Origin of the sequence: Nocardia sp. NPDC058705, from assembly GCF_042749305.1 — a bacterium.
Lineage (GTDB): Bacteria > Actinomycetota > Actinomycetes > Mycobacteriales > Mycobacteriaceae > Nocardia.
Genome location: NZ_JBHYRN010000023.1, coordinates 90,975 through 116,053 on the forward strand (window position 1 = coordinate 90,975; position 25,079 = coordinate 116,053).

Below are 25,079 nucleotides of genomic sequence, written 5' to 3' on the forward strand. Positions count from 1 at the left end.
GAGGTCGAAATTCACGGAATCGAGTACCGGGTCCGATGAGGACACCGCAATGGGGGATCGGGTGACGGAACCGAAGTTGACCGAGTCGAGTACCGAAACCGTTGACGACATCTCCACCGACGGTGGGGTGCGCCGCACCGTGCTCCCCGGCGGCCTGCGCGTGGTCACCGAACACGTCCCCGGTGTGCGCTCGGCCTCCATCGGGGTCTGGGTGGGCGTCGGTTCACGCGACGAAGGCCCCACCGTGGCCGGCGCCGCGCACTTCCTCGAACACCTGCTGTTCAAGGCGACGCCGACCCGCACCGCCCTCGATATCGCGCAGTCCATGGACGCGGTCGGCGGCGAACTCAACGCGTTCACCGCCAAAGAGCAGACCTGCTACTACGCCCACGTCATCGATGAGGACCTGCCCCTAGCAGTCGACCTCGTCTCCGACGTGGTGCTCAACGGTCTGTGCCGCGCGGTCGACGTCGACGTGGAGCGCCAGGTGGTCCTGGAAGAGATCGCGATGCGCGACGACGACCCCGAAGACCTGGTCGCCGACTCCTTCCTCACCGCCATGTTCGGCGACCACCCCATCGGACGCCCGGTGATCGGCAGCGTCGAATCGATCGAAGACATGCAGGCCACCCAGCTGCGCGGTTTCCACCAGCGCCGCTACCGGCCCGAACGCATGGTGGTCGCGGTCGCGGGCAATGTCTCCCACGAGCGCGTCGTGGAACTGGTGCATCGCGCGTTCGAACCACATCTGGATACCGCCGCCGAACCCGCGCCGCGTCGCGAGGGCAAGTTCCGGGCACAGGGCGCGCCGGGACTGATCCGGATCAATCGCGACAGCGAACAGACCCACCTCGCCTTCGGTGTGCGCGCCTTCGGCAGGCACGAAGGTCAGCAGCGGTGGCCGCTGTCGATCCTCAACACCATCGTCGGCGGCGGTCTGAGTTCCCGGCTGTTCCAACGCATTCGGGAAGAACGCGGCCTCGCCTACTCGGTGTACTCGAGCGTCGACACCTTCGCCGACACCGGTTCGTTCTCGGTCTCGCTCGGCTGCCAGCCCGAAAACCTCGGCCAGGTCACCACTTTGGCGCGCGACGTGCTCGACGAGGTCGCGGCCAACGGTGTCACCGACGCCGAATGCGCCAGGGCCAAGGGATCTTTGCGCGGTGGGCTGGTACTCGGTCTCGAGGACTCCGCTTCCCGAATGAACCGCATCGGCCGCAGCGAACTCAGCTACGGCAACCACCGCAGCGTCTCGGCCACTCTGGCCCGCATCGACGCCGTCACCACCGACGAGGTCAGCGAGATCGCCCGCACCCTCCTCTCTCGTCCCTACGGTGCGGCGGTGTCGGGCCCGTACCAGCGCACCCGCGACCTCCCGGCCTCGGTACGAAAGCTCGTCGAACGCTGAACAATTCGCGCAGGGGAGGGGATCGGTCGTGCCGGTGCAGGTGGCGCTCGAGCGGGCTCGCGTGGCCAAGGAGATCGGGCGGATCGACGAAGCGCGGCGGATTCTCGGGACGGCGTTGCTGGCCGCGCCGGAGGATCCGCGCGTGCTGGTCGGGCTGGCGGATATCGCCTTCGCCCTGGACGAACACGACGACGCGGTGCGCTTGGCCGGTCGAGCGCTGCTCGCTGATCCGGATTCCGACCACGCGCACCTGGTGATGGCGATGGCGCGGTCGATGCGCGAGGAGTGGGACCTGGCGCTGGAGCACTGCTACACCGCCCTCCGGCTACAACCCCACGACGCGCCGACGCTGCTGTTGCTGGCATTGCTGCACACCAACAGTCCACGCAGAGACAAGGATCGGGCCCGCGCGGCCCTCGCCGAAGCGGTCGCGCTCGAACCGAACGAGGCCACCGTTCACTGCTCGGCGGCCGAAACCTATGCGCGGCTCGGTGATGCCGACGCCGTGCGGCATCACGTCACCGCGGGGCTGGCGATCGATCCGCTGCACGTCGACCTGCTCCGGATGCAGGCGCGGGCCGAGTTCGCCGGATTCGACGGTGGTCGCGATGCCGCCGTCGCGACACTGCGTGGCGTGCTCGCGAACGCGCCGTCCGATACGAAGGCGCGGCGCATGCTCGCCGAAGTGCACTGGCGGGCACTGTTGCGACTGGCGGCATGGGTGTGGGCGTTCGCGGGATGCTATGCGGCACTGGCGATGTGGCTGCCGCCGATCGTGCTGCGGGTACTCGCGCCGATGATGTTCGTCGCGTTGCCGCTCGCCTGGTTCGGGGTGTTCCACAAGTTGCGCAAGCAACTTCCGCCCGGATACCTGCGGGCCAGGGTCACACGGGCGCGGGTCGTGATCGCGCTCGTCGCCGTGCTGGTGTCGGCGGCGCTGGTGGACCTGGCGGCGATCGCGATGCGTTCGGAACTGGCCGTGCTGGTTCGGCTCGGCGGTCTGGTGCTGGTGCTGGGGGTGCTCGGCGCGAGCTTCGGGCATCTGCTGCTGTTCACGGCGTGGATGCGGCGCGGGCGCGACGATCCCGACCCCGACGACGGCGAGGACTTCGCGGGATTTCAGATCTTGGTGCTCGGCTTGTTCGTGGCGCCGTTCGTTGTCGTGATGGCGTTTCTGCGCGGCTGGGCCCGTCAGCCCGCGGTGTTCGGTGTGCTGGTCGCGACCGTCGGCATCGTCGTTGTCACCCTGGTGATCGAGGCGGGGATCGCGGCGTGGCGTGACCGGCGCAATTACCGCCGATCCTGGGCGACCGTGGCGCTGGTGTCGATCGTTGTCGGGATCGCGGCCGGGTCCGGCGCGGCAGTGTGGTGGGGCGGCGGCGAGATCGTCCGCGGGGAAACCGGCGGGCGGGAATTGGTGGACGAGCCCGCGGTGCCGGCGACGACTACTCGTCGTCCACTTCCGACGCTCCCGAGCCGGTTCTTCCAGACCTCCGAGCGTCCACTGCCGAGCAGGACAGCGGAGCGCTAGATCTTTTCGTCGTGGTGAGCGGTATCGGCGCGGTTGGCGGCCTCGACGATGGAGGGGAGTAGGCCGGGGAGGGCCTGTTCGATGGCGGCGGTGCGCAGGTTCTGCAAGGTTTGACCGTCGATGGTCAGGCGTTCGATCAGGCCCGCTTCGCGCAGGATCTTGAAGTGGTGGGTCGCGGTGGATTTGTTGATCGCGTCGTAGAGGGCCGCGCAGCGGATAGGGGCGGCGGCGTTGCTCAGGCGGCGGACCATTTCCAGGCGGACGGGATCGTGTAAGGCGCCAAGGACAGTCGGCAACGCGGCGACGGGGAAGATCGGCGCCGGGGGAAGATCGTTAGCCTGTGTCATTGATTACCTCACTCGGGGGTTTGATAGTCATCATACTCGGCGTAGCCTTGGCCTAGTTCGATGGTGATCAAACTCTGCTGATGGGGGCCGCTGTGGTGGCGACAACGATGGCGCCGGTCGAGACCGGGCAGCGCTGGGCGTACGGGCTCGTCCTGGCCGCGAGTGCGGTGGCACTCGGGGTTTCCGGGGCGCCCGCTCCGCTCTACGGCATCTACGAGACCGAGTGGCATCTGTCGCCGCTGACCACGACCCTGGTGTTCGCCGTGTACGCCTTCGCCGCCCTCGGCGCGGTACTGGTGTCGGGGCGGATCTCCGATGTGATCGGGCGCAAGCCGGTGATGATCGGCGCGTTCGCCACCATGATCGTGGGTCTGGTGGTGTTCCTGTTCGCTGACTCGGTGCCGATGTTGTTGCTGGCCAGGGCATTACACGGGGCCGCGGTCGGGGCCACCGTGGTCGCCGGTGCGGCGGCGCTGCTGGATCTGCGACCCGAGCGTGGCGCGCGATCCGGACAGCTCACCGGGGTGGCTTTCAATGTCGGCATCGCGGTCGCGGTCCTCGGTACCGCGGTCCTCGCGCAGTACGCGCCGTCGCCGCTGCGCACGCCGTATGTGGTGATCGCGGTGGTGTGTATCGCGGCCGGTGCGGGCATTCTCGCGCTGCGTGAGCCGCACACCGCCCGGGTGAAGGCGCGCATCACCATCGCCAGACCGTCTGTTCCGCACGAGATCAAGGCCGACTTCTGGTTCTCCGCGATCGGTGTGATGGCCGCCTGGTCGGTACTCGGCGTGCTGCTGTCGCTGTATCCGTCGCTGGCCGCCGCCGAGACCGGGGTGCACAACCTGGTGTTCGGCGGCATCGTGGTCGCAGGCACGGCGCTGGCCGCGGCGCTGTCGCAGCTGTTCGCCACGCGCATTCCGGCCCGGCGCGCTGCCGTGATCGGCGACCTCGGCATGGCCGCGTCGCTGCTGGCCACCATCCCGGCGCTGGCCACGAAACAGCCCGCGGTGGTGATCGCGGCGGGCGTGATCCTCGGCGCCACCTTCGGGCTCGGCTTCGGTGGCTCGCTGCGGCACCTGTCGGAAGTGGTGCCGCCGCATCGCCGCGGCGAGACCATGTCGGCGTTCTATCTGCTGGCCTACTCGGCGCTGGCGTTGCCGACCCTGGTGGCGGGCTGGGCGGCCACCACCTGGGGCCTGACGGCGGTGTTCCCGTGGTTCATCGTGATCGTGTCGGTGGCGTGCGTGGTCGCCGCGGTATTGGGCATGCGGGGGACGCGAGCCGCCGCGAAACCGGCGTAGTCACCGAAAACAGGCCGGCCCCTTGTCGCGGGGGCCGGCCTGTTGTGTTCTACGTGGGCCAACCGCCATACGGAACGGTGATCAGTTCCAGGAAGTGACCGTTGGGGTCGAGGAAATAGACTCCGCGACCGCCGTCGTGGTGATTGATCTCGTTGACCCCGTGTTGTTGCGGGTCGGCCCAATGGTCCAGTTTGTAGCGCTGGATCTTGGCATAGGCCGTGTCGAACTCGGCCTCCGAGATCAGGAATGCGTAGTGCTGGGGCTGGATCTCGGAAACGAAGGGCGGCACCTTGGCGAAATCGAAGGCGGCGCCGTGATCGAGGGAGATCGGAATGAACGGCCCCCACTGTTTTCCTATGTCCAACCCGAGGATGTCCGCCCAGAACTCGGCGGTCTCCCGATTATCGTGACATCCGACAATGGTGTGATTGAACTGCACTGACAGGGGATTTCTCCTTGGTTTCGTGATGGCACCGACCCTGGGCTCGGTACGAGGCGGCCTACAGGAGCACCATCACCGAGATCGAGGTTAGCGACAGATCCCGGAACCTGTAAAGGGCTCTCGCGGTAGCGTCGCGAGCATGAAGATTCGTGGAGCCGTTCTGGAACGGATCGCCGACCCGACACCGTTCGCCGATTCGCAGCCGATCACCGTGTGCGACCTGGAATTGGGCGAACCGGGCGCGGGCGAATTGCTGGTGCGGATCGAAGCGGCCGGACTGTGCCATTCGGATCTGTCTGTGGTGGACGGCAATCGGGTGCGGCCGGTGCCGATGCTGCTCGGCCACGAAGCCGCAGGCATCGTCGAATCGGTGGGCACCGGTGTCACCGATGTGGCGGTTGGGCAGCGGGTGGTGATGACGTTCCTGCCGCGCTGCGGTGCCTGCGCGGGGTGTGCGAGCAATGGGCGCACGCCGTGTGGGCCTGGCAGCGTCGCCAACAACGCGGGCGAACTGCTCGGCGGCGGTCGGCGGCTCACCCGCGACGGTGAAGTCGTGCAGCACCACCTGGGCGTTTCCGGGTTCGCCACGCACGCGGTGGTGGACCGGCGGTCGGTGGTGCCGGTCGACGACGATGTGCCACCCGAGGTGGCGGCGGTGCTCGGCTGCGCGGTGCTCACCGGTGGCGGTGCGCTGCTCAATGCGGCGAAACCCGGTGCGGGAGACCGGATCATGGTGGTCGGGCTCGGTGGGGTGGGGATGGCGGCCGTGCTCGTCGCCGTTTCACTCGGGCTCGGCGAGGTGATCGCCGTCGATACGGTGCCCGAAAAGCTCTCACTCGCACGCGAATTCGGAGCGACCGTGGCCTGCACGCCGGGTGAGATCGCCGAGCAGGGCGTGGTGGCCGACGTGGTGATCGAAGCGGCGGGCAATGTTCGCGCATTCGAAACCGCTGTTGCCGCAACCGCACCCGGTGGCGTCACCGTGACAGTCGGCCTGCCCGCGCCGACCGCCACCGCCACGATCTCCCCGCTGGCACTGGTCGCACAGGGGCGCACCATTATCGGCAGCTACCTGGGCTCCGCCGTTCCCGACCGCGACATCCCCGAGTACGTGCGGATGTGGCGCGAGGGCAAGCTGCCGCTGGAACGGCTGGTGTCCTCGCGGATCGGCCTCGACCAGGTGAACCAGGCGATGGACGACCTCGCGGCAGGCGCGGCGTTGCGGCAGGTCATCGTCTTCGACTGACCGGGATGCCCGAACGCAGGTCTCGACCGTGAACTGTCGCTGTCCGAGGTCGGCGCCGGGCCGAGTGCTGCTGCTCGATAGGCTTCGATGAGCAAGCGGAGTCGAGGACGAGGAGATGCGGTGACCATTCGGGTCGGAGTGCTCGGAGCACGCGGCAAGGTCGGGCAGGCGATCTGCGCGGCGGTGGAGGCGGCGCCCGATCTGGAGCTGGTAGCGCAGGTCGACAAGGGTGACGTGCTCGAGACGTTCACCGAGACGGGCACCCAGGTGGTCGTCGACTTCACCCACCCCGACGTGGTGATGGGCAACCTGAAATTCCTGATCGAGAACGGCATCCACGCGGTCGTCGGCACCACCGGTTTCGACGAGGTCCGCCTCGCCGAGGTGCGCGGGCAGTTGGCGCAGCGACCCGAGGTGGGGGTGCTGATCGCGCCGAACTTCGCCATCGGCGCCGTGCTGTCGATGCGTTTCGCCGAGCAGGCGGCCCGGTTCTTCGACTCGGTCGAGGTCATCGAACTGCACCACCCGAACAAGGCCGACGCGCCCTCGGGCACCGCGTACCGCACCGCCGCGGTGATCGCCGCGGCCCGTGCCGAAGCGGGCGTCGGGATCAGCCCCGATGCGACCACCGCTGAACTCGAGGGTGCGCGCGGCGCCGACGTCGACGGGGTGCGGGTGCACTCGGTGCGTCTGGCCGGGCTGGTCGCCCACCAGGAGGTGCTGTTCGGTACCCAGGGCGAGACTCTGACCATTCGCCACGACTCCATCGACCGGTCCTCGTTCGCGCCGGGCGTGCTGCTCGGGGTGCGTGAGATCGCCGGGCGGCCCGGTCTGACCGTCGGGCTCGACCCGTTCCTCGATCTGTGAGTAGCTCCGCCGCGCAGCGACCCGACCGGCAGGTTCTGAAAACCGTTGCGGTCGTGGTGTTTCTGGTTGTCGCGCTGCTGTACTACTTCGTCCGGCTCGGCGGCATGGCGATCGCCTTCATCGCCGACGGCGGGTTCGCGGGTATCGCGATCGGCATCGGTATGTTGCTCCTGCCTGTGGTCGGAATCTGGATCCTGTGGGCGACCCTGACCGCGGCCTTCGATCACCAACGGCTGGCTCGGCGCGTCCACGAGGAAGGCCTCGAGGTCGACACCTCTGACCTGCCGCGCCGCCCCTCCGGCCGGATCGAACGCGACGCGGCCGACGCCCTGTTCGCGCAGATCAAGGCCGAATGGGAAGCCGACCCGGACAACTGGCGCTCCTCCTACCGGCTGGCCCGCGCCTACGACTACGCAGGCGACCGCGGCCGCGCCCGCGACACCATGCGCCGCGCGGTGGCACTGGAAAAACTGGAACGCGACCCAGGAGAGTAGCGAGCCCATGCCCCGGTTGCTGATCATCCACCACACCCCGTCGCCACACACCCAGGCGATGTTCGAAGCGGTCCTGGCCGGGGCGAACGACCCCGAGATCGAGGGTGTCGAGGTGGTGCGCCGGGCCGCCTTGGCCGTGACGGCCGTCGACGTGCTCGAAGCCGACGGCTACCTGCTCGGCACCCCGGCCAACCTCGGCTACATGAGCGGCGCCCTCAAACACGCCTTCGACACGATCTACTACCCGTGCCTGGACTCGACCGGCGGGCGCCCCTACGGCCTCTACCTGCACGGGAACGAGGGCACCGAAGGCGCCGAGTCCAGCGTGGAGCGGATCACCACGGGGTTGGGCTGGCAGCGCATCGCCGCGGCGGTGGTGGTTTCTGGGCCGCCGAGCAAGGCCGATCTGGAGGAATGCTGGGAACTCGGTGCGACCATCGCCGCAGGTCTGATGGACTGAGACGGGCCCGCCCCGAATATTGGTGGGCTGACATGCGGGCTCGGGATGCGGTAGAACTCGAGACCGAAGTTGTCTGCGGACTGGCCGCGGTGGGTGTTCGAAGGGGAGTGGTCGGTGAGCGAGTTGCGGACAGTGCGACGGGTCGGTCTGGTGGAGGACCACGAGTCCGTGGCGATCGGGCTCGGCGCCATGCTCGGCCCCGAACCCGACCTGGAACTGGTGGCGGTGGCCGAATCGGTGGCCGGGTTGCTCGCCGAGACCACCGACCTCGACCTCGTCGTCCTCGATCTGCGCCTGCCCGACGGCTCGACGCCCGAGGACAATGTCACCGCGCTGCGTGAGCGCGGGATCGAGGTGCTGGTGTTCACCGGCGCCGACAACGCCTTCCTGGTCCGCTCCGCCGCCAAAGCGGGTGTGCTGGGGGTGCTGCGCAAGTCCGAGAGTGTGGCGACGGTGGTCGAGGGGGTGCGCCGGGCCGCCTCCGGCGAACAGGTGGTGACCACCGACTGGGCCGCCGCCATCGACGGTGATCCGAAACTCTCCGACGTCGGGCTCAGCCCGCGTCAGGAGGAAGTGCTGATGCTGTACGCCTCGGGGGAGAAGGCTTCGCGGGTGGCCCGGCTGACCGGACTGTCGGAACAGACGGTCAACGACTACCTGGGCCGCATCCGGCAGAAATACGCCGACGCGGGACGACCGGCACCCACCAAGACCGATCTGTACAAACGGGCCGTCGAGGACGGGTGGCTGCCCGTGCCGGAAAGGCAGCAGCACACGTGAGTGATCGCGCGGTCGCGACGGCGTCCGCACCGGTCGGCGACGTCGAGTTCTCGCGGGCGGCGACCGACCAGATCCTGCGCAGGCTCGGGCTGTGCGTCGGGACCGGCGCGATGATCGTGATGGCGCTGGAACTGCCCTCGGTGCTGGTGCAGCCGGTCGACATGTCGGTGTGGCCGGAACTGCATCTGGTGTCGGCGTATCTGATGTTCGGGGTGCTGGCGATCGTGTCGGCGCGCGGTCCCGTCGACGCGATCCGCCGCACCGCCGCCGCGGCCGCGGTGTGTTATCTCGCCGCGGCCGTGGCGACGCCGCTGGTGTATTCGGTGGTGCATATCGGTTCGTTCGCGTCGTGGCCCTATCGCGGGCTCGCCGTCGGCGTGATGGCCGCCGGGCTCGCGTGGTCGCGACGGGGCGCGGCCGTGTACGGAGCCGTGCTCGCGGTGGCGACCAGCGTGTCGAATACGCTTGTGGTACCGAATAGTTCGATGTGGGCGCTGTTCGGCGACATCACCAGGGCGATCGGAGTGGCCGCGCTGTTCCTGTGGTGCGTGGTGTACGCGCGCGCCGCCGCCGAACGTGTGGACCGGGAAGCGGTCCGGCAGCGCAGTCGCGCGGCGGCCGTCGCGGCGACCTCGGCCCGGGAACGCGAGGGTGCGCGTTTCGCGGCGCTCATCCACGATGCGGTGCTCTCGACACTGCTGGAAGCCTCGCGGGCGCAGCAGTCCTCGTCGGTGTTGCGCAATCAGGCCGCGCGCACCCTCGAACAGCTCGAGCTGTCACGGACCGCGCCCGCGATCGACCACCTCGACGCCGCCGCGACGATCGAATTCCTGCGCGAAGCCGTGCGCGAGGTGGCAGCCGAGATTCCGGTGCAGGTGTCCTCGCGGCGCGCGGCGGACCTGTGCCTGCCGATCGAGGCCGCGCAGGTGCTCGGGGCCGCGCTGTCGGAGGCGGTGCGCAACAGCCTGCGCCATGCCGATGTCGCCGGTCGGACGGTGCGGCGCGGTGTGTCGGTCACCATCGCGACCGGCGGCATCCGCGTGGTGCTCGCCGACGACGGCGCCGGGTTCGACCCGGCCAGGGTGTCGGCCGACCGGATGGGGATCGCGGGCAGCATCCTCGGCCGGATGCGCGCGCTCGCCGGTGGCGCGGCGTTCGTGGAATCCGCGCCGGGCGCGGGAACCGTGGTGACTCTGGTGTGGGGTAGTTGATGGTCGATCGTGATCTGCCGTTCGCGATGCGCGATCTGTTCGGGCTCAGCGACGGCACCGCCTGGCTGTTCGTGGTGATCTTCGAAGCCACCATCGTGATGTATCTGCGGGTGAACTTCGATATCGCCCCGCCCGCGGCCGCAGGCGCGGCGATGATGCTGATGGCCGTGGCGGCGCTGGTGGTACTGGTGTTCCCCGTGGACCCACTGCCGTGGCCCGCCACGACCTTCGTCGCCTGCGCGGGACCGGCGGCGATGGCGCTCACCGTGCCGTGGCTCGAGGACGCGACGGGGTTCTCCCACCAGCTGTGGACCGCCTATCCCACGTCGTATCTGCTGGCGATGCTGGTGTTGCGGGGGCGGATCGGGTCGGCCTGGCTGGGGGTGGCAGCCGCCGCGACGGTGCTGATCACGATGGGCGCGTTCACCAGTTGGCATCCCGAAACCGTGGTGCGCGCGCTGACCCCGGTGGCCACCGTCGGCGCGGTGACGGTGTTCATGTCGATCGTGCGGCCCACCCAGCGATCACTGCGGGAACTGCGCAGCGAGGCCAATCGCCGGGCGGCCACGGAGGCCGCGCTGGCCGCCGCCAATGCCGAGCGCGAACGTCAGTTGGGAGCCCTGGACCGGGTGGCGGGGCCGCTGCTCGCCCGCATCGCCGCTGGCATCGAACTCACCGACGCCGAACGCGAACAGTGCAGGCTCCTGGAAGCGGAACTGCGCGACGGACTTCGGGCGCCACAGCTGGTCACCGATAAACTCAGCGCCGCGGCGCGCGGGGCCCGAGCGCGCGGAGTGGAAGTGACACTGCTCGACGACGGCGGCTTTCGGGGCGTGCCGGAATGGGTGCGCCACAACGTGATCGAGGCCGCGGCGGCCGAACTCGACATGGCCGCTGTGGGATCGGTGACCGTGCGAGTGCTGCCGGTCGGCAGGCGCTGGGTGGCGACCGTGCTGGCCGCCACGCCGTGCGGGGATCGGCGGACCGAGATCGACACCGCGGGCGAGGTCGCCGTCTCCACCTGAGCCCCGATTACTTGTCGGACCCCTGTGTCAGGCTGAGGAAATGCAGCGGATGAATGCGGCCCAAGCTCGTCGAACGGCGCTGGCCGCGCAGGGCTTCGGCAAGCGCAGGCCGACCAACCCGAAGCGTCGGGCGATCCTCGATGTGGTCGCCAGAACCCGTCTGCTGCAAATAGATTCGGTCTCGGCGGTGGTGCGCGCGCACTACGCGCCGGTGTTCAGCCGGATCGGTCCCTATGACCGCAGCCTGCTCGACGGCGCCGCCTGGAGCGACAGCGCCAAGGCGCGGCGCGGGCTGGTGGAGTACTGGGCGCACGAGGCCGCGCTGATCCCCGTCGCCGACTGGCCGTTGATGCGGTGGCGGATGACGGAGTACCAGCACGGTCGCTGGTCGGGGATGCGCAAGGTCGTCGAGCGCAATCCCACGCTGGGCAAGGACATTCTCGATGTGGTGACCGAGGTGGGTGCGGCGAGCGCGGGGGAGATCGAACGTCATCTCGAGCTGGACAAACCGCGGGCGAAGGGGACGTGGTGGAACCTCAGCGATACCAAGATGATCTGTGAGCAGCTCTTCGCCGCGGGCGAGCTGTCCACCGCGCGACGGGTCGGGTTCACCCGGCACTACGACCTCACCGAACGCGTGGTCCCCGCCGATATCCTGGATCGGCGGATCGGCGAGGAGGACGCCGTCCGAGAGCTGATCCGCCGGTCCAGCCGGGCACTCGGCATCGGCACCGAGACCGACCTGCGCGACTACTACCGCCTGGCTCGCAGGCAGAGCGCACCCGCCATCGCCGACCTGGTCGACGCGGGCGAACTACTCCCCGTCGAGGTCGACGGCTGGGACGCGCCCGCCTACCTGCATCCGGAGGCCGCCACCCCGCGCCGGATCACCGGGACCGCGCTGCTGTGCCCGTTCGATCCGCTGATCTTCTTCCGCCCGCGCACCCAGCGGGTCTTCGACTTCCACTACCGGATCGAGATCTACACCCCCGAACCCAAACGGGTGCACGGGTATTACGTGTTCCCGCTGCTCGTGGACGGCAAGCTGGTCGGCCGGGTGGATCTGCGCGCCGAACGCGCCACCGGCCGACTGCTCGCCCCCGGCGCCTTCGCCGAGCCGGGCTACGCGACGGCCGAGACCGCCCAGGCCTTACGCGGGGCGCTGCGCGAAATGGCCGACTGGCTCGAACTCGACGAAGTCGTTATCGGCGAACGTGGCGACCTGGCCCCGCTGCTGTGACTCACCAGCCCTTGCCGCCGTAGCCGCGCATCTGATCCTTCAACGCACCGCTGACGGCCCCGGAGAGCCACGAGTTCAGCGACTGGCCGTTCTGCTGGGCCGCCTCTTCGGCCTTCGACTTCAATTGTTCGACCAAACGAAGGGTCACCCGGCTGATATCGCCGGTCATCTCCTCGAAAGTCTGCGGCTGATCGTCCTCGGGGGGCGTGTTCTTGCGCACGTCGGCGACCGCCTCGGTGCCGTCGAGTCGCACGTGCACGGTGCGGTCGCCGAGCTCGGTGCTGATCTCGGCGGCCAGTTCCGACAGCGCCGACAACAGCACCAGCCGGCTCGAACTCTCCACCGCTGCGGCGAGGGCGGCGGCGGTGGCCTGCGTTTTCTCGTCGCCGAGCGCGGCGGCGGCGATCAGTTCCTCGCGCAACCGCGCGGTGTGAGCATTCAGATCCATGACATCAGTGTGACGTCATATATGACATCACGCAAGGTGAAACATACCCACCGGCAGCCGCTTCGGCCGCTAGGGTGTCGAGGCGCAACCAGGGACCGGGTAGCCTTTCTGACCATGACGAACGGTGAATCGACGCCAACGGAGCTGCGCGCGTCCGGCACGGTCGGTGTCGCGATGGTGACCCCCTTCAGCGCTGCGGGCAAGCTCGACGTCGATGCCGGTGTCGCACTGGCGGCACACCTGGTCGACCGCGGGGTCGACCTGCTGATCATCTCGGGTACCACCGGCGAATCGCCGACCACCACCGAAACCGAGAAGCACGATCTGCTGCGCGCGGTCGTCGACGGTGTCGGTGACCGGGCCACCGTGGTCGCGGGTGCGGGTACTTACGACACCGCGCACTCGATCGAACTGGCGCGTGCCGCGGAGAACGCGGGCGCACACGGTCTGCTCGTCGTGACGCCGTATTACTCGCGGCCCACGCAGGAAGGTCTGATCGCGCATTTCACCGCGGTCGCCGATGCCACTGCGCTGCCGATCACCCTCTACGACATTCCACCGAGGTCGGTGGTGCCTATCGCCATCGACACGATCCGGCGCCTTGCCGAGCATCCCAACATCGTCGCGGTGAAGGATGCCAAGGGCGATCTCGTCTCCGGAGCCGATCTCATCGCGACCACCGATCTGGATTTCTATTCCGGTGACGACGGCTTGAACCTGCCCTGGCTCTCGGTGGGCGCGGTCGGGTTCATCAGCGTCATCGGCCACCTCGTGCCGGAACGCCTGCGCGAGATCCACCAGGCCTACACCGCCGGTGACGTGGCCACCGCGCGTGAGATCAACGCGACACTACTGCCGCTGTACGCGGCCATGACCCGCCTGGGAGGTGTGGCGATGTGTAAGGGAGGACTCCGATTGCTCGGTATCGACGTAGGTGAGCCTCGTTTGCCCCAGCTCATGCCGACGCAGGCACAACTGGAGGAACTGATGCTCGATCTGCAAGCCGCGGGGGTACTGGCATGACCGAACCCGTAGCTCGTAAGCCCCGTCGTCGTGCGGCATCGCGTGCCGCCGGCGCGCCCGAGCCGACACCTGTGGAGACTGTGCAGGCCGCGGTGAACAAGGTGGTACCGCCTGCCGCGAAGGAACCGGCGATCGCCGAACCGATCGCCGTGGTCGCCGCCGAGGCGAACCTGGCCGGTGCCGCCGAAGTGGGCACCGACCTGCAGAGCGTCGCCGAGGAGCGCGTGGTCGAGAAGAAGACCGCGCCGCGTCGCGCCAGGACCAAGCCGGCCACCGAGGCCAAGGCCAAGACCGAACCCAAGAGCAAGCCCGCCGCCGAGCAGTCCCGTGGTGGCGGTCGTGGCAGGCAGGGCGGCGGTCGCGGACGCGGCGCCGCACCGGTCGCCGAGCCGCGCGAGAAGGCCGCCCACGACAAGCTGGGCCCGCCGCCGAAGCTGCCCAAGAACGGCCTTCGCCTGTTCGCTCTCGGCGGTATCGGCGAAATCGGCCGCAACATGACCGTCTTCGAATACGGCGGCAAGCTGCTGATCGTCGACTGCGGTGTGCTGTTCCCCGAGGACCAGCAGCCCGGCGTGGACCTGATCCTGCCGGACTTCGGGCCGATCGAGGACCGGATGGCCGACGTCGAGGCCATCGTGCTCACCCACGGCCACGAGGACCACATCGGTGCCGTGCCGTTCCTGCTGCGTCTGCGCCCCGACATCCCGGTGATCGGCGCCAAGTTCACCCTCGCCCTGGTCGCGGCCAAGGCGCGCGAGCACCGCTTGCAGCCCAAGCTGCGCGAGGTCGCCGAGGGCGAGACCACCGTGCACGGCCCGTTCGAGCTCGAGTACTTCGCGGTCAACCACTCGATCCCCGACGCGCTCGCGGTCGCCATCCGCACCCCCGCGGGCGTGGTGCTGCACACCGGTGACATCAAGCTCGACCAGCTGCCCCTCGACGGTCGCCTCACCGACCTGGCCGGATTCTCCCGCCTGGGCGACGAGGGCGTCGATCTGTTCCTGGTCGACTCCACCAACGCCGAGGTCCCCGGCTTCGTCACCCCCGAGCGCGAGATCGGTGGGGTGCTCGACAATGTGATCGGCAAGGCCACCAACCGCGTCATCGTGGCCTCGTTCGCCAGCCACGTGCACCGCATCCAGCAGGTCGTCGACGTCGCACAGAAGTACAACCGCAAGGTCTGCTTCGTCGGCCGCTCGATGGTCCGCAACATGGAGATCGCGCAGGACCTGGGATACCTGACGGTTCCCGACAATGTCGTGGTCACCCTGGATCAGGCCGCGAACCTGCCCGGCAACCGCCTGGTGCTCATCTCCACCGGTTCGCAGGGCGAGCCGCTGTCGGCGCTGTCGCGGATGGCGCGCGGCGAGCACCGCCAGATCAACATCCGCGCCGACGACCTGGTCGTCCTGGCGTCCTCGCTGATCCCCGGTAACGAGAACTCGGTGTTCGCCGTGGTCAACGGCCTGGCCCGGCTCGGCGCGACCGTGATCACCCAGCAGAACGCGAAGGTGCACGTCTCCGGACACGCCTCCGCCGGTGAGCTGCTGTACCTGTACAACGCGGTGCGCCCGACCAACGCCATGCCCGTGCACGGCGAATGGCGCCACCTGCGTGCCAACGCCGCACTGGCGATCGCGACCGGTGTGCCCGAGGAGCGGGTCATGCTGGCCGAGGACGGCGTGGTGGTCGACCTGGTCGACGGCATCGCCTCCATCGTCGGCCGCGTGCCGGTCGGGCACGTCTACGTCGACGGCCTCTCGGTCGGTGACGTCGGCGAATCGACCCTGTCGGACCGTCTGGTGCTCGGCGAGGGTGGTTTCATCTCGATCACCATCGTCATCGACTCGACCACCGGCAAGACGGTGAGCACGCCCGAGCTCAACGGGCGCGGCTTCTCCGACGACCGCAACGCGCTCGACGGCGCCAACGAACTGGTCGAGGCGGAGCTGCTGCGTCTTGCCGGTGAGGGCATCACCGACACCCACCGCATCGCCCAGGGCGTGCGCCGGGTGGTGGGTCGCTGGGTCGCCGATGTCTACCGTCGTCGCCCGATGATCGTGCCGACGGTCGTCGCCGTCTGATCTGGTGTTGAACGCGAAAACCGCTGGGTGACAATGTCGCCCAGCGGTTTTCGTTTGTCTCGGGTCAGGCCTGGCAGGCCGCGGAGTCGAGCTTGGCCGACTTCACGATGTTGCACGCGAACACGTGCGAGACCTTCCAGGTGTCGTCCTCGGCGACGAAGTCGACGAAGGCGTCCTTGACCGGGGCACCGTCGATGGTGACATCGGCGTTGGCCTTGAGCTTGCCGTCGGCCGGGTCGCCGACGGTGGTGATGGCGACCTTCACGTTGTTCTGCTTGGCCGCCTCGACGAACTTGTCGACCAGCATCGGATCCTGGTCGGCGTCCTCGATGTAGGTCTTCTTCTCGTCACCGGTGAGCTGACCGGCCATGGCCTTGTTCAGCCGGGCGTTGAGCTCGTCGGCGGTGGGCTTGGGCAGGTTGGGCACCGTGGTGGCCGCGGGCTCGCCGCCCTCCTCCTTGCCCGACTTGGCGTCGCCCGATTCGAAGGCGCCACCCTTGCTGGTGGTCGTTCCCGCGCTCGTGTTGGACGAGCTGTCGCTGGAACTGCACGCGCTGAGGCCGAGCGCCGCGACGATCGCGACGAGGGCGGCAGCGGTTTTCACTGGACGGTTGTTCACTACAACTCCCATGATCATGGTCGAGACAGGTCGGGCTAGAGCTGGTAGCCGCTGGTGCAGTTCCAGTGCTTGATGTAGGCGTTGCCCGGATTGTTGTTCAGCGCTTCGCGTTTGGCGCCGCCGATCGTCGGCGCGGAGCCGTAGCTCCACCAGCCGCGCGAGATCGCGATGGCGCCACAGCCGTTGCGGTAGGACACCTTCACATCGCATCCGCCGCCGCCACCGCCGCGCAGGCAGGCCGACATGGCGCCCGCCTCGGCGTCGGCGTAGCTGCCGTAATCAGTGGCGTATCCGTAGACCCCCGGTTTGACCGACACCGCGATGGCGCCGTAGTTGCCCGACTGCGCCTGGGCCGGTGCGATGTGCCCCGCGAACACTGCGAGTGTGGCGGCACCCAGCACGGCCGCGCTGGTGAGCATTCTCTTCACTTGTGGATTCCCCTTCTAGAGCACGGGTCGACGACCCGATAGAGCGCTGTCAAAGTACCGAGCGGTGTGGTCGTAGCGCCAGCCGTGCAGGCTTCCTCGGGGTCGAAAGAGAGGAATTCGGCAAGGATTCCGTAAGTTCGGGCCGATGAAACGCGGTTCCCGGCGAGATTTCCCCGCGCTGACCGGGGCGCCGCGACCTGCGCATCCGCCTCGGATCGGCGCGGCGGGCGGGGTGGGACCAGTGTTGCGGATGGTCTCGGAGGTGCTCGAGCGGCTAGCCTGAGGTCATGGCAGGTAAGTCCCGCAGCACCACGACCTCTCGTGCGCGGGCGGGATCGACCAGGGGGCGCACGTCTGCGGCGCGGTCTCGTTCGGCGACACCGCGCGCGACACCAGCCCCGCGTGGGCGTACCACGCCCGCTCGCAGGCCGGTCAAACGCGCGTCCAACACCGCGCCGCTGGTCGTGATCAGGCGCGGTATCGGGAGCGGCTGGACCATGCTGGCGCGCGGTGTCGGGGCCACCACCCGCACGCTGAGCCGGGCCGGGGATCTCGACCACGGGCACCGTCGCGACGGAATCGGGTTGGCGCTCATCGCCTTGAGCGTGATCATCGCCGCGGCGATGTGGCTCTCTGCGGGTGGGCCGGTCGGCCGGTTCCTCGAGGATGTGGTGCGGGCGATCGCTGGTTCAGCGGCGGTGCTGGCACCGATTCTGCTGGTCGCACTCGCGGTGGTGCTGATGCGCACTGAACCGCACCCGGAGATCCGGCCGCGGTTGGTCCTTGGTGGGCTGCTCGTCGTGCTCCCCGCACTCGGGGTGTGGCATCTGGCGGCAGGTTCCCCGACCGACGCGGACGGTCGCGCCACCGCGGCGGGTGCGCTGGGATACGCGATCGGTGGACCGCTCGGGCAGGGGCTCACGCCATGGCTGGCGCTGCCGATTCTGTTGTTGGCCATGATGTTCGGTGTGTTGCTGCTCACCGGCACCACCGTGCGCGAGGTGCCGACCAGGCTGCGCGAATACTTCGGCCTCGGCGAATATGCCGACGACTCCGACCCTTACGACCCGGCCAACTACGACGCCGACGGATTCCCGGTGCACCGCAACCGAACCCGTCGCGGCAGCCGCGACCCCGAGGGCCTTTTCGCGCCCGACGAGTTCGGCGGATCCGAGGCGGCAGGCGAACCGCCGCTGCGCGATGCCAAACCGATCGAGGAACCCGGAGCGGTCGCGCCGAAACCGGCAGCACCCGCGCCGAAACCGGCGCGCAAACGGCCCGCGGTCACGCCGGTCGACCAGACCCCGCCGCCCCCGCCGGAACCGGAGTTCGTCACCGACCGCGTCGTCGACGGCGACTACACGCTGCCCCCGCTGACCCTGCTGCTCGACGGTGACCCGCCGAAGAAGCGTTCGGCGGCCAACGAATCGATGATCGAGGCGATCACCGAGGTGCTGGTGCAGTTCAAGATCGATGCCGCCGTGACCGGGTTCGTGCGCGGCCCGACGGTCACCCGGTACGAGGTGGAACTGGGCCCCGGCGTCAAGGTCGAGAAGATCACCGCGCTGGCCCGCAACCTCGCCTACGCCGTCGCCACCGAGAATGTGCGCCTGCTCGCGCCCATCCCCGGTAAATCGGCCGTTGGCATCGAAGTGCCCAATGCCGACCGCGAATTGGTGCGCCTGGCCGACGTCCTCAAGTCGCCGCACACCCGCAACGACCACCATCCCCTGGTGATCGGCCTCGGCAAGAACATCGAGGGCGAGTTCGTCTCGGCGAACCTGGCCAAGATGCCGCACCTGCTCGTGGCCGGTTCCACCGGTTCGGGTAAGTCGAGTTTCGTGAACTCGATGCTGATCTCGCTGCTGCACCGGGCCACCCCCGAAGAGGTCAGGATGATCCTGATCGACCCGAAGATGGTAGAGCTCACCCCCTACGAGGGCATTCCGCACCTGATCACGCCCATCATCACCCAGCCCAAGAAGGCCGCCGCCGCGCTGGCCTGGCTGGTGGAGGAAATGGAACAGCGCTACCAGGACATGCAGGCCAACAAGGTCCGCCACATCGACGATTTCAACAAGAACGTCCGCTCGGGCAAGATCACCGCCCCGCTGGGTAGTGAACGTGTCTACCGGCCGTATCCGTACATCCTGGCCATCGTCGACGAGCTCGCCGACCTGATGATGACCGCCCCGCGCGACGTCGAGGACGCGATCGTGCGGATCACCCAGAAGGCGCGCGCCGCCGGTATCCACCTCGTGCTGGCCACCCAGCGCCCCTCGGTGGACGTGGTGACCGGCCTGATCAAGACCAATGTGCCCTCGCGACTGGCGTTCGCCACCTCCTCGCTCACCGATTCCCGGGTCATCCTGGATCAGCCGGGCGCGGAGAAACTGATCGGCATGGGCGACGGGCTGTTCCTGCCGATGGGCCAGGGCAAGCCGACCCGTCTGCAGGGTGCGTTCATCTCCGACGAGGAGATCCAGGCGGTCGTCGAGTTCAGCAAGACCCAGGCCGAACCCGAGTACCAGGAGGGCGTCACGGCCGCCAAGGCCGGTGAGGTCAAGGACGTCGACCCCGATATCGGTGACGACATGGACGTGCTGCTGCAGGCCGTCGAACTGGTGGTCACCTCACAGTTCGGGTCCACCTCCATGCTGCAACGCAAGCTGCGCGTCGGCTTCGCCAAGGCGGGCCGCCTGATGGACCTGATGGAAACACGCGGTGTGGTCGGTCCCAGCGAGGGCTCCAAGGCACGCGACGTGCTGATCAAGCCCGACGAATTGGACGGGTTGCTGTGGTCGATCCGTGGCGGCGATCCCGGGGCGTCCGAGGACGAGTAACGCCGTTCCCGGTTTGCTCTGACCGTGCCGGAAGCAGGCGGCGACGAACGAGGAGGGACCTGGCACGGCTCGTGGTCGGGAACGGCCCTGGTCGGGCGGGGATCGCCTGTCAGGCGGTGAAGCAGGCGCGCGCGAGGCGGGTAGCCGACTTCATGGCACCGGGGCTGAGCCGGTGCATCGCGGTGGGGCGCTGGATCTGCGCGGTGGATTCGTACACGGCTCGCTCCTCTCGGGGCGGTAGTCGGGGTATGCGGTGACGGTAGCAGCGGTGATGAACCGGGCGACAGTGCTTTTCCGTGCGCGCGGCGGGTACGTTGGTCGCCGATGTGTGTGAAATCATTGCGAGCAAGCGTTCCGCAAAGGCGACTGAAACGGACAATTCGGGCATGATGGACGACATGAACTTCATCGATCGGACCACCATATGCAGGTGACCACGCTCGAGTGGGTGATCACCGGACTGGTGATCCTCGGCCTGTTCGTCTTCGACTTCTTCGCCCACGTGCGCACCCCGCACGAGCCCACCTTCAAGGAATCGGGCATCTGGTCGGCCGTCTACATCAGCCTGGCGCTGCTGTTCGGCCTGTTCGTCGCCTGGAAATGGGGCGGCACCTTCGCGGGGGAGTACTACGCGGGTTTCGTCACCGAGAAAGCGCTCTCGGTCGACAACCTGTTCATCTTCCTCATCATCATGAGCACCTTCGCCGTGCCACGGATCTACCAGCAGAAGGTGCTGCTGATCGGCATCGTGCTGGCGCTGGTGATGCGCGGTGTGTTCATCGCGATCGGCGCGGCCGCGATCAGCGCCTACAGCTGGGTGTTCTACCTGTTCGGCGCGTTCCTGATCTACACCGCGATCAAGCTGCTGCGCGAGAGCGGGCACGAGGCCGAGCACGAGGAGAAGCGCGACAGCTACATCGTCTCGCTGGCCAAGCGGATTCTGCCCACCACCGACGAGTACGACGGCGACAAGCTCATCACCCGGATCAACGGCAAACGTGTGGTGACCCCGTTGCTGCTCGCGCTGCTGGCGATCGGTTTCGCCGACCTGCTGTTCGCGCTGGACTCGATTCCGGCGATCTACGGCCTCACCGAGCAGCCGTATCTGGTGTTCACCGCCAACGCCTTCGCGCTGATGGGTCTGCGTCAGCTGTACTTCCTCATCGGCGGGCTGCTCGATCGCCTGGTGTACCTGTCCTACGGGTTGGCCGCGATTCTGGCGTTCATCGGCGTCAAGCTGGTGCTGCACGCGCTGCACGAGAACACGCTGTCGTTCATCAACGGCGGTGAGCACGTGAACGTTCCGGAGATCTCCACGGCGCTCTCGCTTAGCGTGATCATCGGCATTCTGGTCATCGCGACGGTGGCGAGCCTGCTGCGCACCAGACACACCGACAAGGCCTGACATACACGACACTGCCCGCAACCGCAGAGGTTGCGGGCAGTGCTGTGTCCGGGGTCGGTTATTCGGCGAAGGCGCCCATCACCGGCAGCCACTCGACCACACGCACGGCCTCGATCAGACCCAGTCTCGCGAACGGGTCGTTGCTCAGCAGTTCGGTCAACGACGACGCGTCCTCGTGGCGGAACAAGAGAAGCGCGCCCGAACCGTCCGGGTACGGGCCGCTGCTGAGCACGGTGCCCGCGTCGACGAGGGCGTTCAACCAGGCGCGGTGCTCCGGGCGGTTGGTCGCGCGGTCGGCCGCGGTGGCATCCGTATAGGTGTAGTGGACAGCGAAGATCGGCACAGTCGATCACTTTCTGACGAGGGATTTTCTACAGGGTGAGCAGCATGCGGGTGTTGCCGAGGGTGTTGGGTTTGACGAAGCTGAGGTCGAGGAATTCGGCGACACCGGTGTCGTAGGAGCGGCACATCTCCGCGTACACCTCGGCGGTGACGGGTGTGCCGTCGATCTCGACGAACCCGTGCCTGCCGAAGAAGTCCACCTCGAACGTGAGCACGAACACACGTTGCAACTGCAGCTCGCGGGCGACGGTCACCAGGTGCTCGACCACCGCGCCGCCGACTCCGCGACCCTTCACGACGGGATCGACTGCGACAGTGCGTACTTCGCCCAGATCGGCCCACAACACGTGCAACGCGCCGCAGCCCACGACCTGCCCGTCGAGCTCGGCAACCCAGAATTCCTGGACCGATTCGTACAGCGTGACCAGGTTCTTCTCCAGCAGGATGCGGCCCGCGTACTCGTCGACCAGGCGCTTGATCTCGGGGACATCGGAGGTTCGCGCTCGTCGCACGACCACGCCGGTTGCAGGCGCCACAGGGGGCGCGACAGTATGCGCGTCGCTGGTCGGACCGCTCAAGGGTCCCCGTGAGGTCATGGGTGCACAGTAGTCGGCCGGGTTACCGATAGTCTGAACGTGTGCCGCACATCCTGTCCGTCCGCTCTTCGCATCGCGCCGGGCCCCACGACCGGACCGCGCGGCATGAATCGTGCGAGCAAACTACTCGCGAAACCGTTGGATTTCGGCGCATCGCCGGTGAGTGCCGAGAGGGCGGGGCATGAGCGTGCGACCCGAAGAAATTGATCGTGGGTCGAGTGCTGCTGCGACACCGCTGCACGGGAGCCCGGAGAACCAGGTTCCCCTGCTCAATATCGCGAACATCCTGACGATCGCGCGGATCGTGCTGGTGCCGCTGTTCGTGCTCGCTCTGTTCGCCGAAGGCGGGCACGACACACGCTGGCGGGTCATCGCCGCGGCGGTCTTCGGCCTGGCCGCGATCACCGATCGCTTCGACGGGCAACTGGCCCGCAAATACGGACTTGTCACCGATTTCGGGAAGCTTCTCGACCCCATCGCGGACAAGGCGCTGATCGGGGCCGCGCTGATCGGGCTCTCGGTTCTCGGCGATCTCCCCTGGTGGATCACCCTGGTCATCTGCGGCCGAGAAATCGGCATCACGCTGCTGCGACTGGTGGTCGTGCGGCGCGGGGTGATCCCGGCGGGACGGGGCGGCAAGCTCAAGACGCTGGTCCAGTCGTTCGCGATCGCGCTGCTGGTGCTGCCGCTCTCGGGCGCCTTCGCCACCGCGGGCATGTGGTTGATGTATCTGGCCGTGGCGCTGACGGTGATCACCGGGCTGGACTACGTGGGGCAGGCGGCCCGAGTGTGGCTGGCGGGTGGACGGGCGCGCTCGTGACCGACCCGCTGGTCGACGGTGCGCCGGTCGCCGAACTGGTCAGGGCCCTGAACACGGCCGGTCAGACCGTCGCCACGGCCGAATCGCTCACCGCTGGTCTGCTGGCTGCCACCGTGGCCGGAGTTCCCGGTGCCAGCGCGGTACTGCGGGGCGGATTGATCGTCTACGCCACCGACCTCAAGAGCAGGCTGGCCTGCGTGGACGACGACCTGCTCCGCACCGACGGGCCGGTCGCCCCCTCGACCGCCGAACAGCTCGCGGTGGGGGCCCGACAGCAGTGCGCCGCGGACTGGGGTGTCGGATTGACCGGGGTCGCCGGACCCGATTCCCAGGACGGGCATCCCGTCGGCACGGTATACCTCGGGTTGGCCGGTCCACAGCACAGCGAAGTGGTCCGGTTGAAACTGCACGGAGACCGGTGGACGATCAGACTCGGTGCGGTGCACAGTGCGGTGCGGGAGTTGCTGCGCTGTGTAAGTGTGTGAAGTAGCCCGGTTCGGGAACCACCGGTCCATGCTCGACGTTGTGCCAGAAAGAGGTGAGCACCGCTACGGCGGTGACACGAGGTGGAGGAGAACGAGATGACGCTGCTGCGGGAGGCAATCGGGGACAGTCTGCGGCGTGCGCGTCTCGCCCAGCATCGAACGCTGCGCGAGGTGTCGACCTCGGCGCGCGTGAGCCTCGGCTATCTGTCGGAAGTGGAGCGCGGCCGCAAGGAAGCCTCCAGTGAACTGCTCGCCAGCATCTGCGAGGCGCTCGACGTGCCGCTGTCGCGCGTGCTGTGGGATGTGAGCACCCTGATGGCGGGCGCCGACGGCTCCGCGCCGCGCGAACCCGCGCTGACCGGCCCCGCCGTCGAGCGCGAACCCACCACGGACGAGCCTGCCGAACCCGCCGCGGGCGAGGCCACCGCCTCCGCCGAGCACGGCCCGCGGATCGGTATCGCCGAAGACACTCGCATCGTCATCCCGGCCCCGAGGGCCGAGATGCTGGTACTGGTGAAGGGAATGTGACACGGCGAACCCCGCTCGAGCCGGGCGAGACGCTGCACGCCGCTGGTGAGAACGGATAGATTCTCCTCAGGCGTCGATCGGTCCGGCCACTGTCGGTCCGGGTGCCGCATGGTGAAGGATAAGCACGTATCTGGTGCGTGACGGTCGCGTACCACCAGTCGCACGAGCGACGCACAGATGGAGGCGGGATCAATCGATGGCTAATCCGTTCGTGAAGGCCTGGAAGTACATGATGGCCCTCTTCGACTCCAAGATCGAAGAGCATGCGGATCCGAAGGTCCAGATTCAGCAGGCTATCGAGGAGGCGCAGCGCCAGCATCAGGCGCTGTCGCAGCAGGCGGCATCGGTGATCGGTAACCAGCGTCAGCTGGAGATGAAGCTGAACCGTCAGCTCGACGAGGTCGAGAAGCTCAATGCCAACGCCCGTCAGGCCGTCACGCTGGCCGATCAGGCGCAGGCGGCGGGCGACACCGAGAAGGCGATCCAGTACACCAACGCCGCCGAGGCGTTCGCCGCCCAGCTGGTCACCGCCGAGCAGTCGGTGGAAGACCTGAAGGTGTTGCACGATCAGTCCCTGCAGGCCGCCGCACAGGCCAAGAAGGCGGTCGAGCAGAACGCGATGATGCTGCAGCAGAAGGTCGCCGAGCGCACCAAACTGCTCAGCCAGCTCGAGCAGGCCAAGATGCAGGAGCAGGTCTCGGCCTCGCTGCAGCAGATGGACTCCACCCTGTCCGCGCCGGGCTCCACGCCCAGCCTGGACGCCGTGCGCGACAAGATCGAACGTCGCTACGCGAACGCACTCGGTTCGGCCGAGCTGGCGCAGAACACGGTGCAGGGTCGCATGATGGAGGTGCAGCAGGCCAGCGTCCAGATGGCCGGGCACAGCAAGCTCGAGCAGATCCGCGCCTCCATGCGTGGTGACGCGTTGCCCACCGGCAACACCAACTCGGCGATCAACCCGGCGCAGCCCCAGGCCGCACCGGCGCCGAACATCAACAAAGGCCAAGCGCAGTAATATTGGAGCGCTGGCGCGCTCGAGTTCGCGGCCCCTTGTGTCCCCGGGCGTCACCTACCCCGCATGGATCTACGAGGCCACCGGCCAGGGC

The 25,079-nt window shown here is 68.0% G+C and carries 26 protein-coding genes; 19 read left to right on the plus strand and 7 right to left on the minus strand.

The features are described 5' to 3' along the window. Nucleotides 1–49: 49 nt before the first annotated feature. Nucleotides 50–1,408 carry a M16 family metallopeptidase gene (locus tag ACFW6D_RS23765; protein WP_379331504.1) on the plus strand — a complete coding sequence of 453 codons (1,359 nt, stop codon included), beginning with the start codon at nucleotides 50–52 and terminating at the stop codon, nucleotides 1,406–1,408. Between the two features lie 28 nt (nucleotides 1,409–1,436). Beyond that, a complete protein-coding gene (locus ACFW6D_RS23770) occupies nucleotides 1,437–2,939 on the plus strand; it encodes a tetratricopeptide repeat protein (RefSeq protein ID WP_379331505.1) in 1,503 nt (500 codons plus the stop codon). Here ACFW6D_RS23770 and ACFW6D_RS23775 read toward each other — a convergent pair. Next, complete coding sequence (locus tag ACFW6D_RS23775; protein ID WP_379331507.1) at nucleotides 2,936–3,286, minus strand: ArsR/SmtB family transcription factor; 351 nt, start codon at nucleotides 3,284–3,286, stop codon at nucleotides 2,936–2,938. The two genes, ACFW6D_RS23770 and ACFW6D_RS23775, sit on opposite strands and share 4 nt — an antisense overlap. Before the next feature lie 80 nt (nucleotides 3,287–3,366). On the opposite strand from ACFW6D_RS23775, the gene ACFW6D_RS23780 reads away from it, so the two are divergent. Then, nucleotides 3,367–4,587: an MFS transporter gene (locus ACFW6D_RS23780; RefSeq protein WP_379331509.1), complete on the plus strand. Its 1,221-nt coding sequence runs from the start codon at nucleotides 3,367–3,369 to the stop codon at nucleotides 4,585–4,587. A gap of 49 nt (nucleotides 4,588–4,636) precedes the next feature. Here ACFW6D_RS23780 and ACFW6D_RS23785 read toward each other — a convergent pair whose 3' ends face one another. Continuing rightward, on the minus strand, nucleotides 4,637–5,032 hold the full coding sequence (locus tag ACFW6D_RS23785; protein WP_379331547.1) for a VOC family protein: 396 nt from the start codon (nucleotides 5,030–5,032) through the stop codon (nucleotides 4,637–4,639). 136 nt (nucleotides 5,033–5,168) lie between these two features. Between ACFW6D_RS23785 and ACFW6D_RS23790 the strand changes: the two genes are divergently transcribed. The 8 genes from ACFW6D_RS23790 (at nucleotide 5,169) to ACFW6D_RS23825 (ending at nucleotide 12,352) form a co-directional block, all read left to right on the plus strand. Continuing rightward, a complete protein-coding gene (locus ACFW6D_RS23790; protein WP_379331510.1) occupies nucleotides 5,169–6,275 on the plus strand; it encodes an alcohol dehydrogenase catalytic domain-containing protein in 1,107 nt (368 codons plus the stop codon). A gap of 120 nt (nucleotides 6,276–6,395) precedes the next feature. Further along, nucleotides 6,396–7,142, plus strand: coding sequence for a 4-hydroxy-tetrahydrodipicolinate reductase (gene dapB / locus ACFW6D_RS23795; protein ID WP_379331512.1), 747 nt, complete (start codon nucleotides 6,396–6,398; stop codon nucleotides 7,140–7,142). 53 nt (nucleotides 7,143–7,195) lie between these two features. After that, a complete protein-coding gene (locus ACFW6D_RS23800; RefSeq protein WP_379331514.1) occupies nucleotides 7,196–7,636 on the plus strand; it encodes a hypothetical protein in 441 nt (146 codons plus the stop codon). A gap of 7 nt (nucleotides 7,637–7,643) precedes the next feature. Beyond that, nucleotides 7,644–8,096 carry a flavodoxin family protein gene (locus tag ACFW6D_RS23805; protein WP_379331516.1) on the plus strand — a complete coding sequence of 151 codons (453 nt, stop codon included), beginning with the start codon at nucleotides 7,644–7,646 and terminating at the stop codon, nucleotides 8,094–8,096. A gap of 114 nt (nucleotides 8,097–8,210) precedes the next feature. Beyond that, nucleotides 8,211–8,876, plus strand: coding sequence for a DNA-binding response regulator (locus ACFW6D_RS23810; RefSeq protein WP_379331517.1), 666 nt, complete (start codon nucleotides 8,211–8,213; stop codon nucleotides 8,874–8,876). Further along, nucleotides 8,873–10,087, plus strand: coding sequence for a sensor histidine kinase (locus ACFW6D_RS23815; protein ID WP_379331519.1), 1,215 nt, complete (start codon nucleotides 8,873–8,875; stop codon nucleotides 10,085–10,087). Before ACFW6D_RS23810 ends, ACFW6D_RS23815 begins: the two co-directional genes overlap by 4 nt. Next, nucleotides 10,087–11,112: a hypothetical protein gene (locus ACFW6D_RS23820; RefSeq protein WP_379331521.1), complete on the plus strand. Its 1,026-nt coding sequence runs from the start codon at nucleotides 10,087–10,089 to the stop codon at nucleotides 11,110–11,112. Before ACFW6D_RS23815 ends, ACFW6D_RS23820 begins: the two co-directional genes overlap by 1 nt. A 40-nt stretch (nucleotides 11,113–11,152) precedes the next feature. After that, nucleotides 11,153–12,352 (plus strand): winged helix-turn-helix domain-containing protein, encoded by a 1,200-nt coding sequence (locus ACFW6D_RS23825; protein WP_379331523.1) that lies wholly within the window; start codon nucleotides 11,153–11,155, stop codon nucleotides 12,350–12,352. A 1-nt stretch (nucleotide 12,353) separates the two neighbouring features. On the opposite strand, the gene ACFW6D_RS23830 is transcribed toward ACFW6D_RS23825, so the two are convergent. Then, nucleotides 12,354–12,800 carry a hypothetical protein gene (locus ACFW6D_RS23830; protein WP_379231860.1) on the minus strand — a complete coding sequence of 149 codons (447 nt, stop codon included), beginning with the start codon at nucleotides 12,798–12,800 and terminating at the stop codon, nucleotides 12,354–12,356. Between the two features lie 114 nt (nucleotides 12,801–12,914). Between ACFW6D_RS23830 and dapA the strand changes: the two genes are divergently transcribed. Then, nucleotides 12,915–13,823: a 4-hydroxy-tetrahydrodipicolinate synthase gene (gene dapA / locus ACFW6D_RS23835; RefSeq protein WP_379331525.1), complete on the plus strand. Its 909-nt coding sequence runs from the start codon at nucleotides 12,915–12,917 to the stop codon at nucleotides 13,821–13,823. Then, the gene (locus tag ACFW6D_RS23840; protein WP_379331527.1) at nucleotides 13,820–15,907 is read left to right on the plus strand and encodes a ribonuclease J; all 2,088 of its coding nucleotides are present in this window, start codon (nucleotides 13,820–13,822) and stop codon (nucleotides 15,905–15,907) included. The genes dapA and ACFW6D_RS23840 overlap by 4 nt, the downstream gene beginning before the upstream one ends. Before the next feature lie 64 nt (nucleotides 15,908–15,971). On the opposite strand, the gene ACFW6D_RS23845 is transcribed toward ACFW6D_RS23840, so the two are convergent. Both ACFW6D_RS23845 and ACFW6D_RS23850 read right to left on the minus strand, forming a co-directional pair. After that, complete coding sequence (locus ACFW6D_RS23845; RefSeq protein WP_379331529.1) at nucleotides 15,972–16,526, minus strand: hypothetical protein; 555 nt, start codon at nucleotides 16,524–16,526, stop codon at nucleotides 15,972–15,974. Between the two features lie 35 nt (nucleotides 16,527–16,561). Then, nucleotides 16,562–16,945, minus strand: a complete 384-nt coding sequence (locus ACFW6D_RS23850; RefSeq protein WP_379331549.1) for a DUF4189 domain-containing protein — start codon at nucleotides 16,943–16,945, stop codon at nucleotides 16,562–16,564. Between the two features lie 296 nt (nucleotides 16,946–17,241). Between ACFW6D_RS23850 and ACFW6D_RS23855 the strand changes: the two genes are divergently transcribed. After that, complete coding sequence (locus ACFW6D_RS23855; protein WP_379331531.1) at nucleotides 17,242–19,797, plus strand: DNA translocase FtsK 4TM domain-containing protein; 2,556 nt, start codon at nucleotides 17,242–17,244, stop codon at nucleotides 19,795–19,797. Nucleotides 19,798–20,221: 424 nt separating this feature from the next. Continuing rightward, the gene (locus ACFW6D_RS23860) at nucleotides 20,222–21,202 is read left to right on the plus strand and encodes a TerC family protein (protein WP_379331533.1); all 981 of its coding nucleotides are present in this window, start codon (nucleotides 20,222–20,224) and stop codon (nucleotides 21,200–21,202) included. A 58-nt stretch (nucleotides 21,203–21,260) separates the two neighbouring features. Here the strand turns inward: ACFW6D_RS23860 and ACFW6D_RS23865 are convergent, their stop codons facing one another. Beyond that, nucleotides 21,261–21,545, minus strand: a complete 285-nt coding sequence (locus tag ACFW6D_RS23865) for a YciI family protein (protein WP_379331535.1) — start codon at nucleotides 21,543–21,545, stop codon at nucleotides 21,261–21,263. A 28-nt stretch (nucleotides 21,546–21,573) separates the two neighbouring features. Then, nucleotides 21,574–22,140: an amino-acid N-acetyltransferase gene (locus ACFW6D_RS23870; RefSeq protein ID WP_379231876.1), complete on the minus strand. Its 567-nt coding sequence runs from the start codon at nucleotides 22,138–22,140 to the stop codon at nucleotides 21,574–21,576. A gap of 181 nt (nucleotides 22,141–22,321) precedes the next feature. Between ACFW6D_RS23870 and pgsA the strand changes: the two genes are divergently transcribed. From pgsA to pspA, 4 genes are all read left to right on the plus strand, one after another. Then, complete coding sequence (gene pgsA / locus ACFW6D_RS23875) at nucleotides 22,322–22,960, plus strand: CDP-diacylglycerol--glycerol-3-phosphate 3-phosphatidyltransferase (RefSeq protein ID WP_379331537.1); 639 nt, start codon at nucleotides 22,322–22,324, stop codon at nucleotides 22,958–22,960. Continuing rightward, nucleotides 22,957–23,445, plus strand: a complete 489-nt coding sequence (locus tag ACFW6D_RS23880; protein ID WP_379331539.1) for a CinA family protein — start codon at nucleotides 22,957–22,959, stop codon at nucleotides 23,443–23,445. The genes pgsA and ACFW6D_RS23880 overlap by 4 nt, the downstream gene beginning before the upstream one ends. A 96-nt stretch (nucleotides 23,446–23,541) precedes the next feature. Beyond that, nucleotides 23,542–23,973 carry a helix-turn-helix domain-containing protein gene (locus ACFW6D_RS23885; RefSeq protein WP_379331541.1) on the plus strand — a complete coding sequence of 144 codons (432 nt, stop codon included), beginning with the start codon at nucleotides 23,542–23,544 and terminating at the stop codon, nucleotides 23,971–23,973. A 196-nt stretch (nucleotides 23,974–24,169) separates the two neighbouring features. Next, nucleotides 24,170–24,988 carry a phage shock protein PspA gene (gene pspA / locus ACFW6D_RS23890; protein WP_379331543.1) on the plus strand — a complete coding sequence of 273 codons (819 nt, stop codon included), beginning with the start codon at nucleotides 24,170–24,172 and terminating at the stop codon, nucleotides 24,986–24,988. The last annotated feature ends 91 nt before the right edge of the window (nucleotides 24,989–25,079 follow it).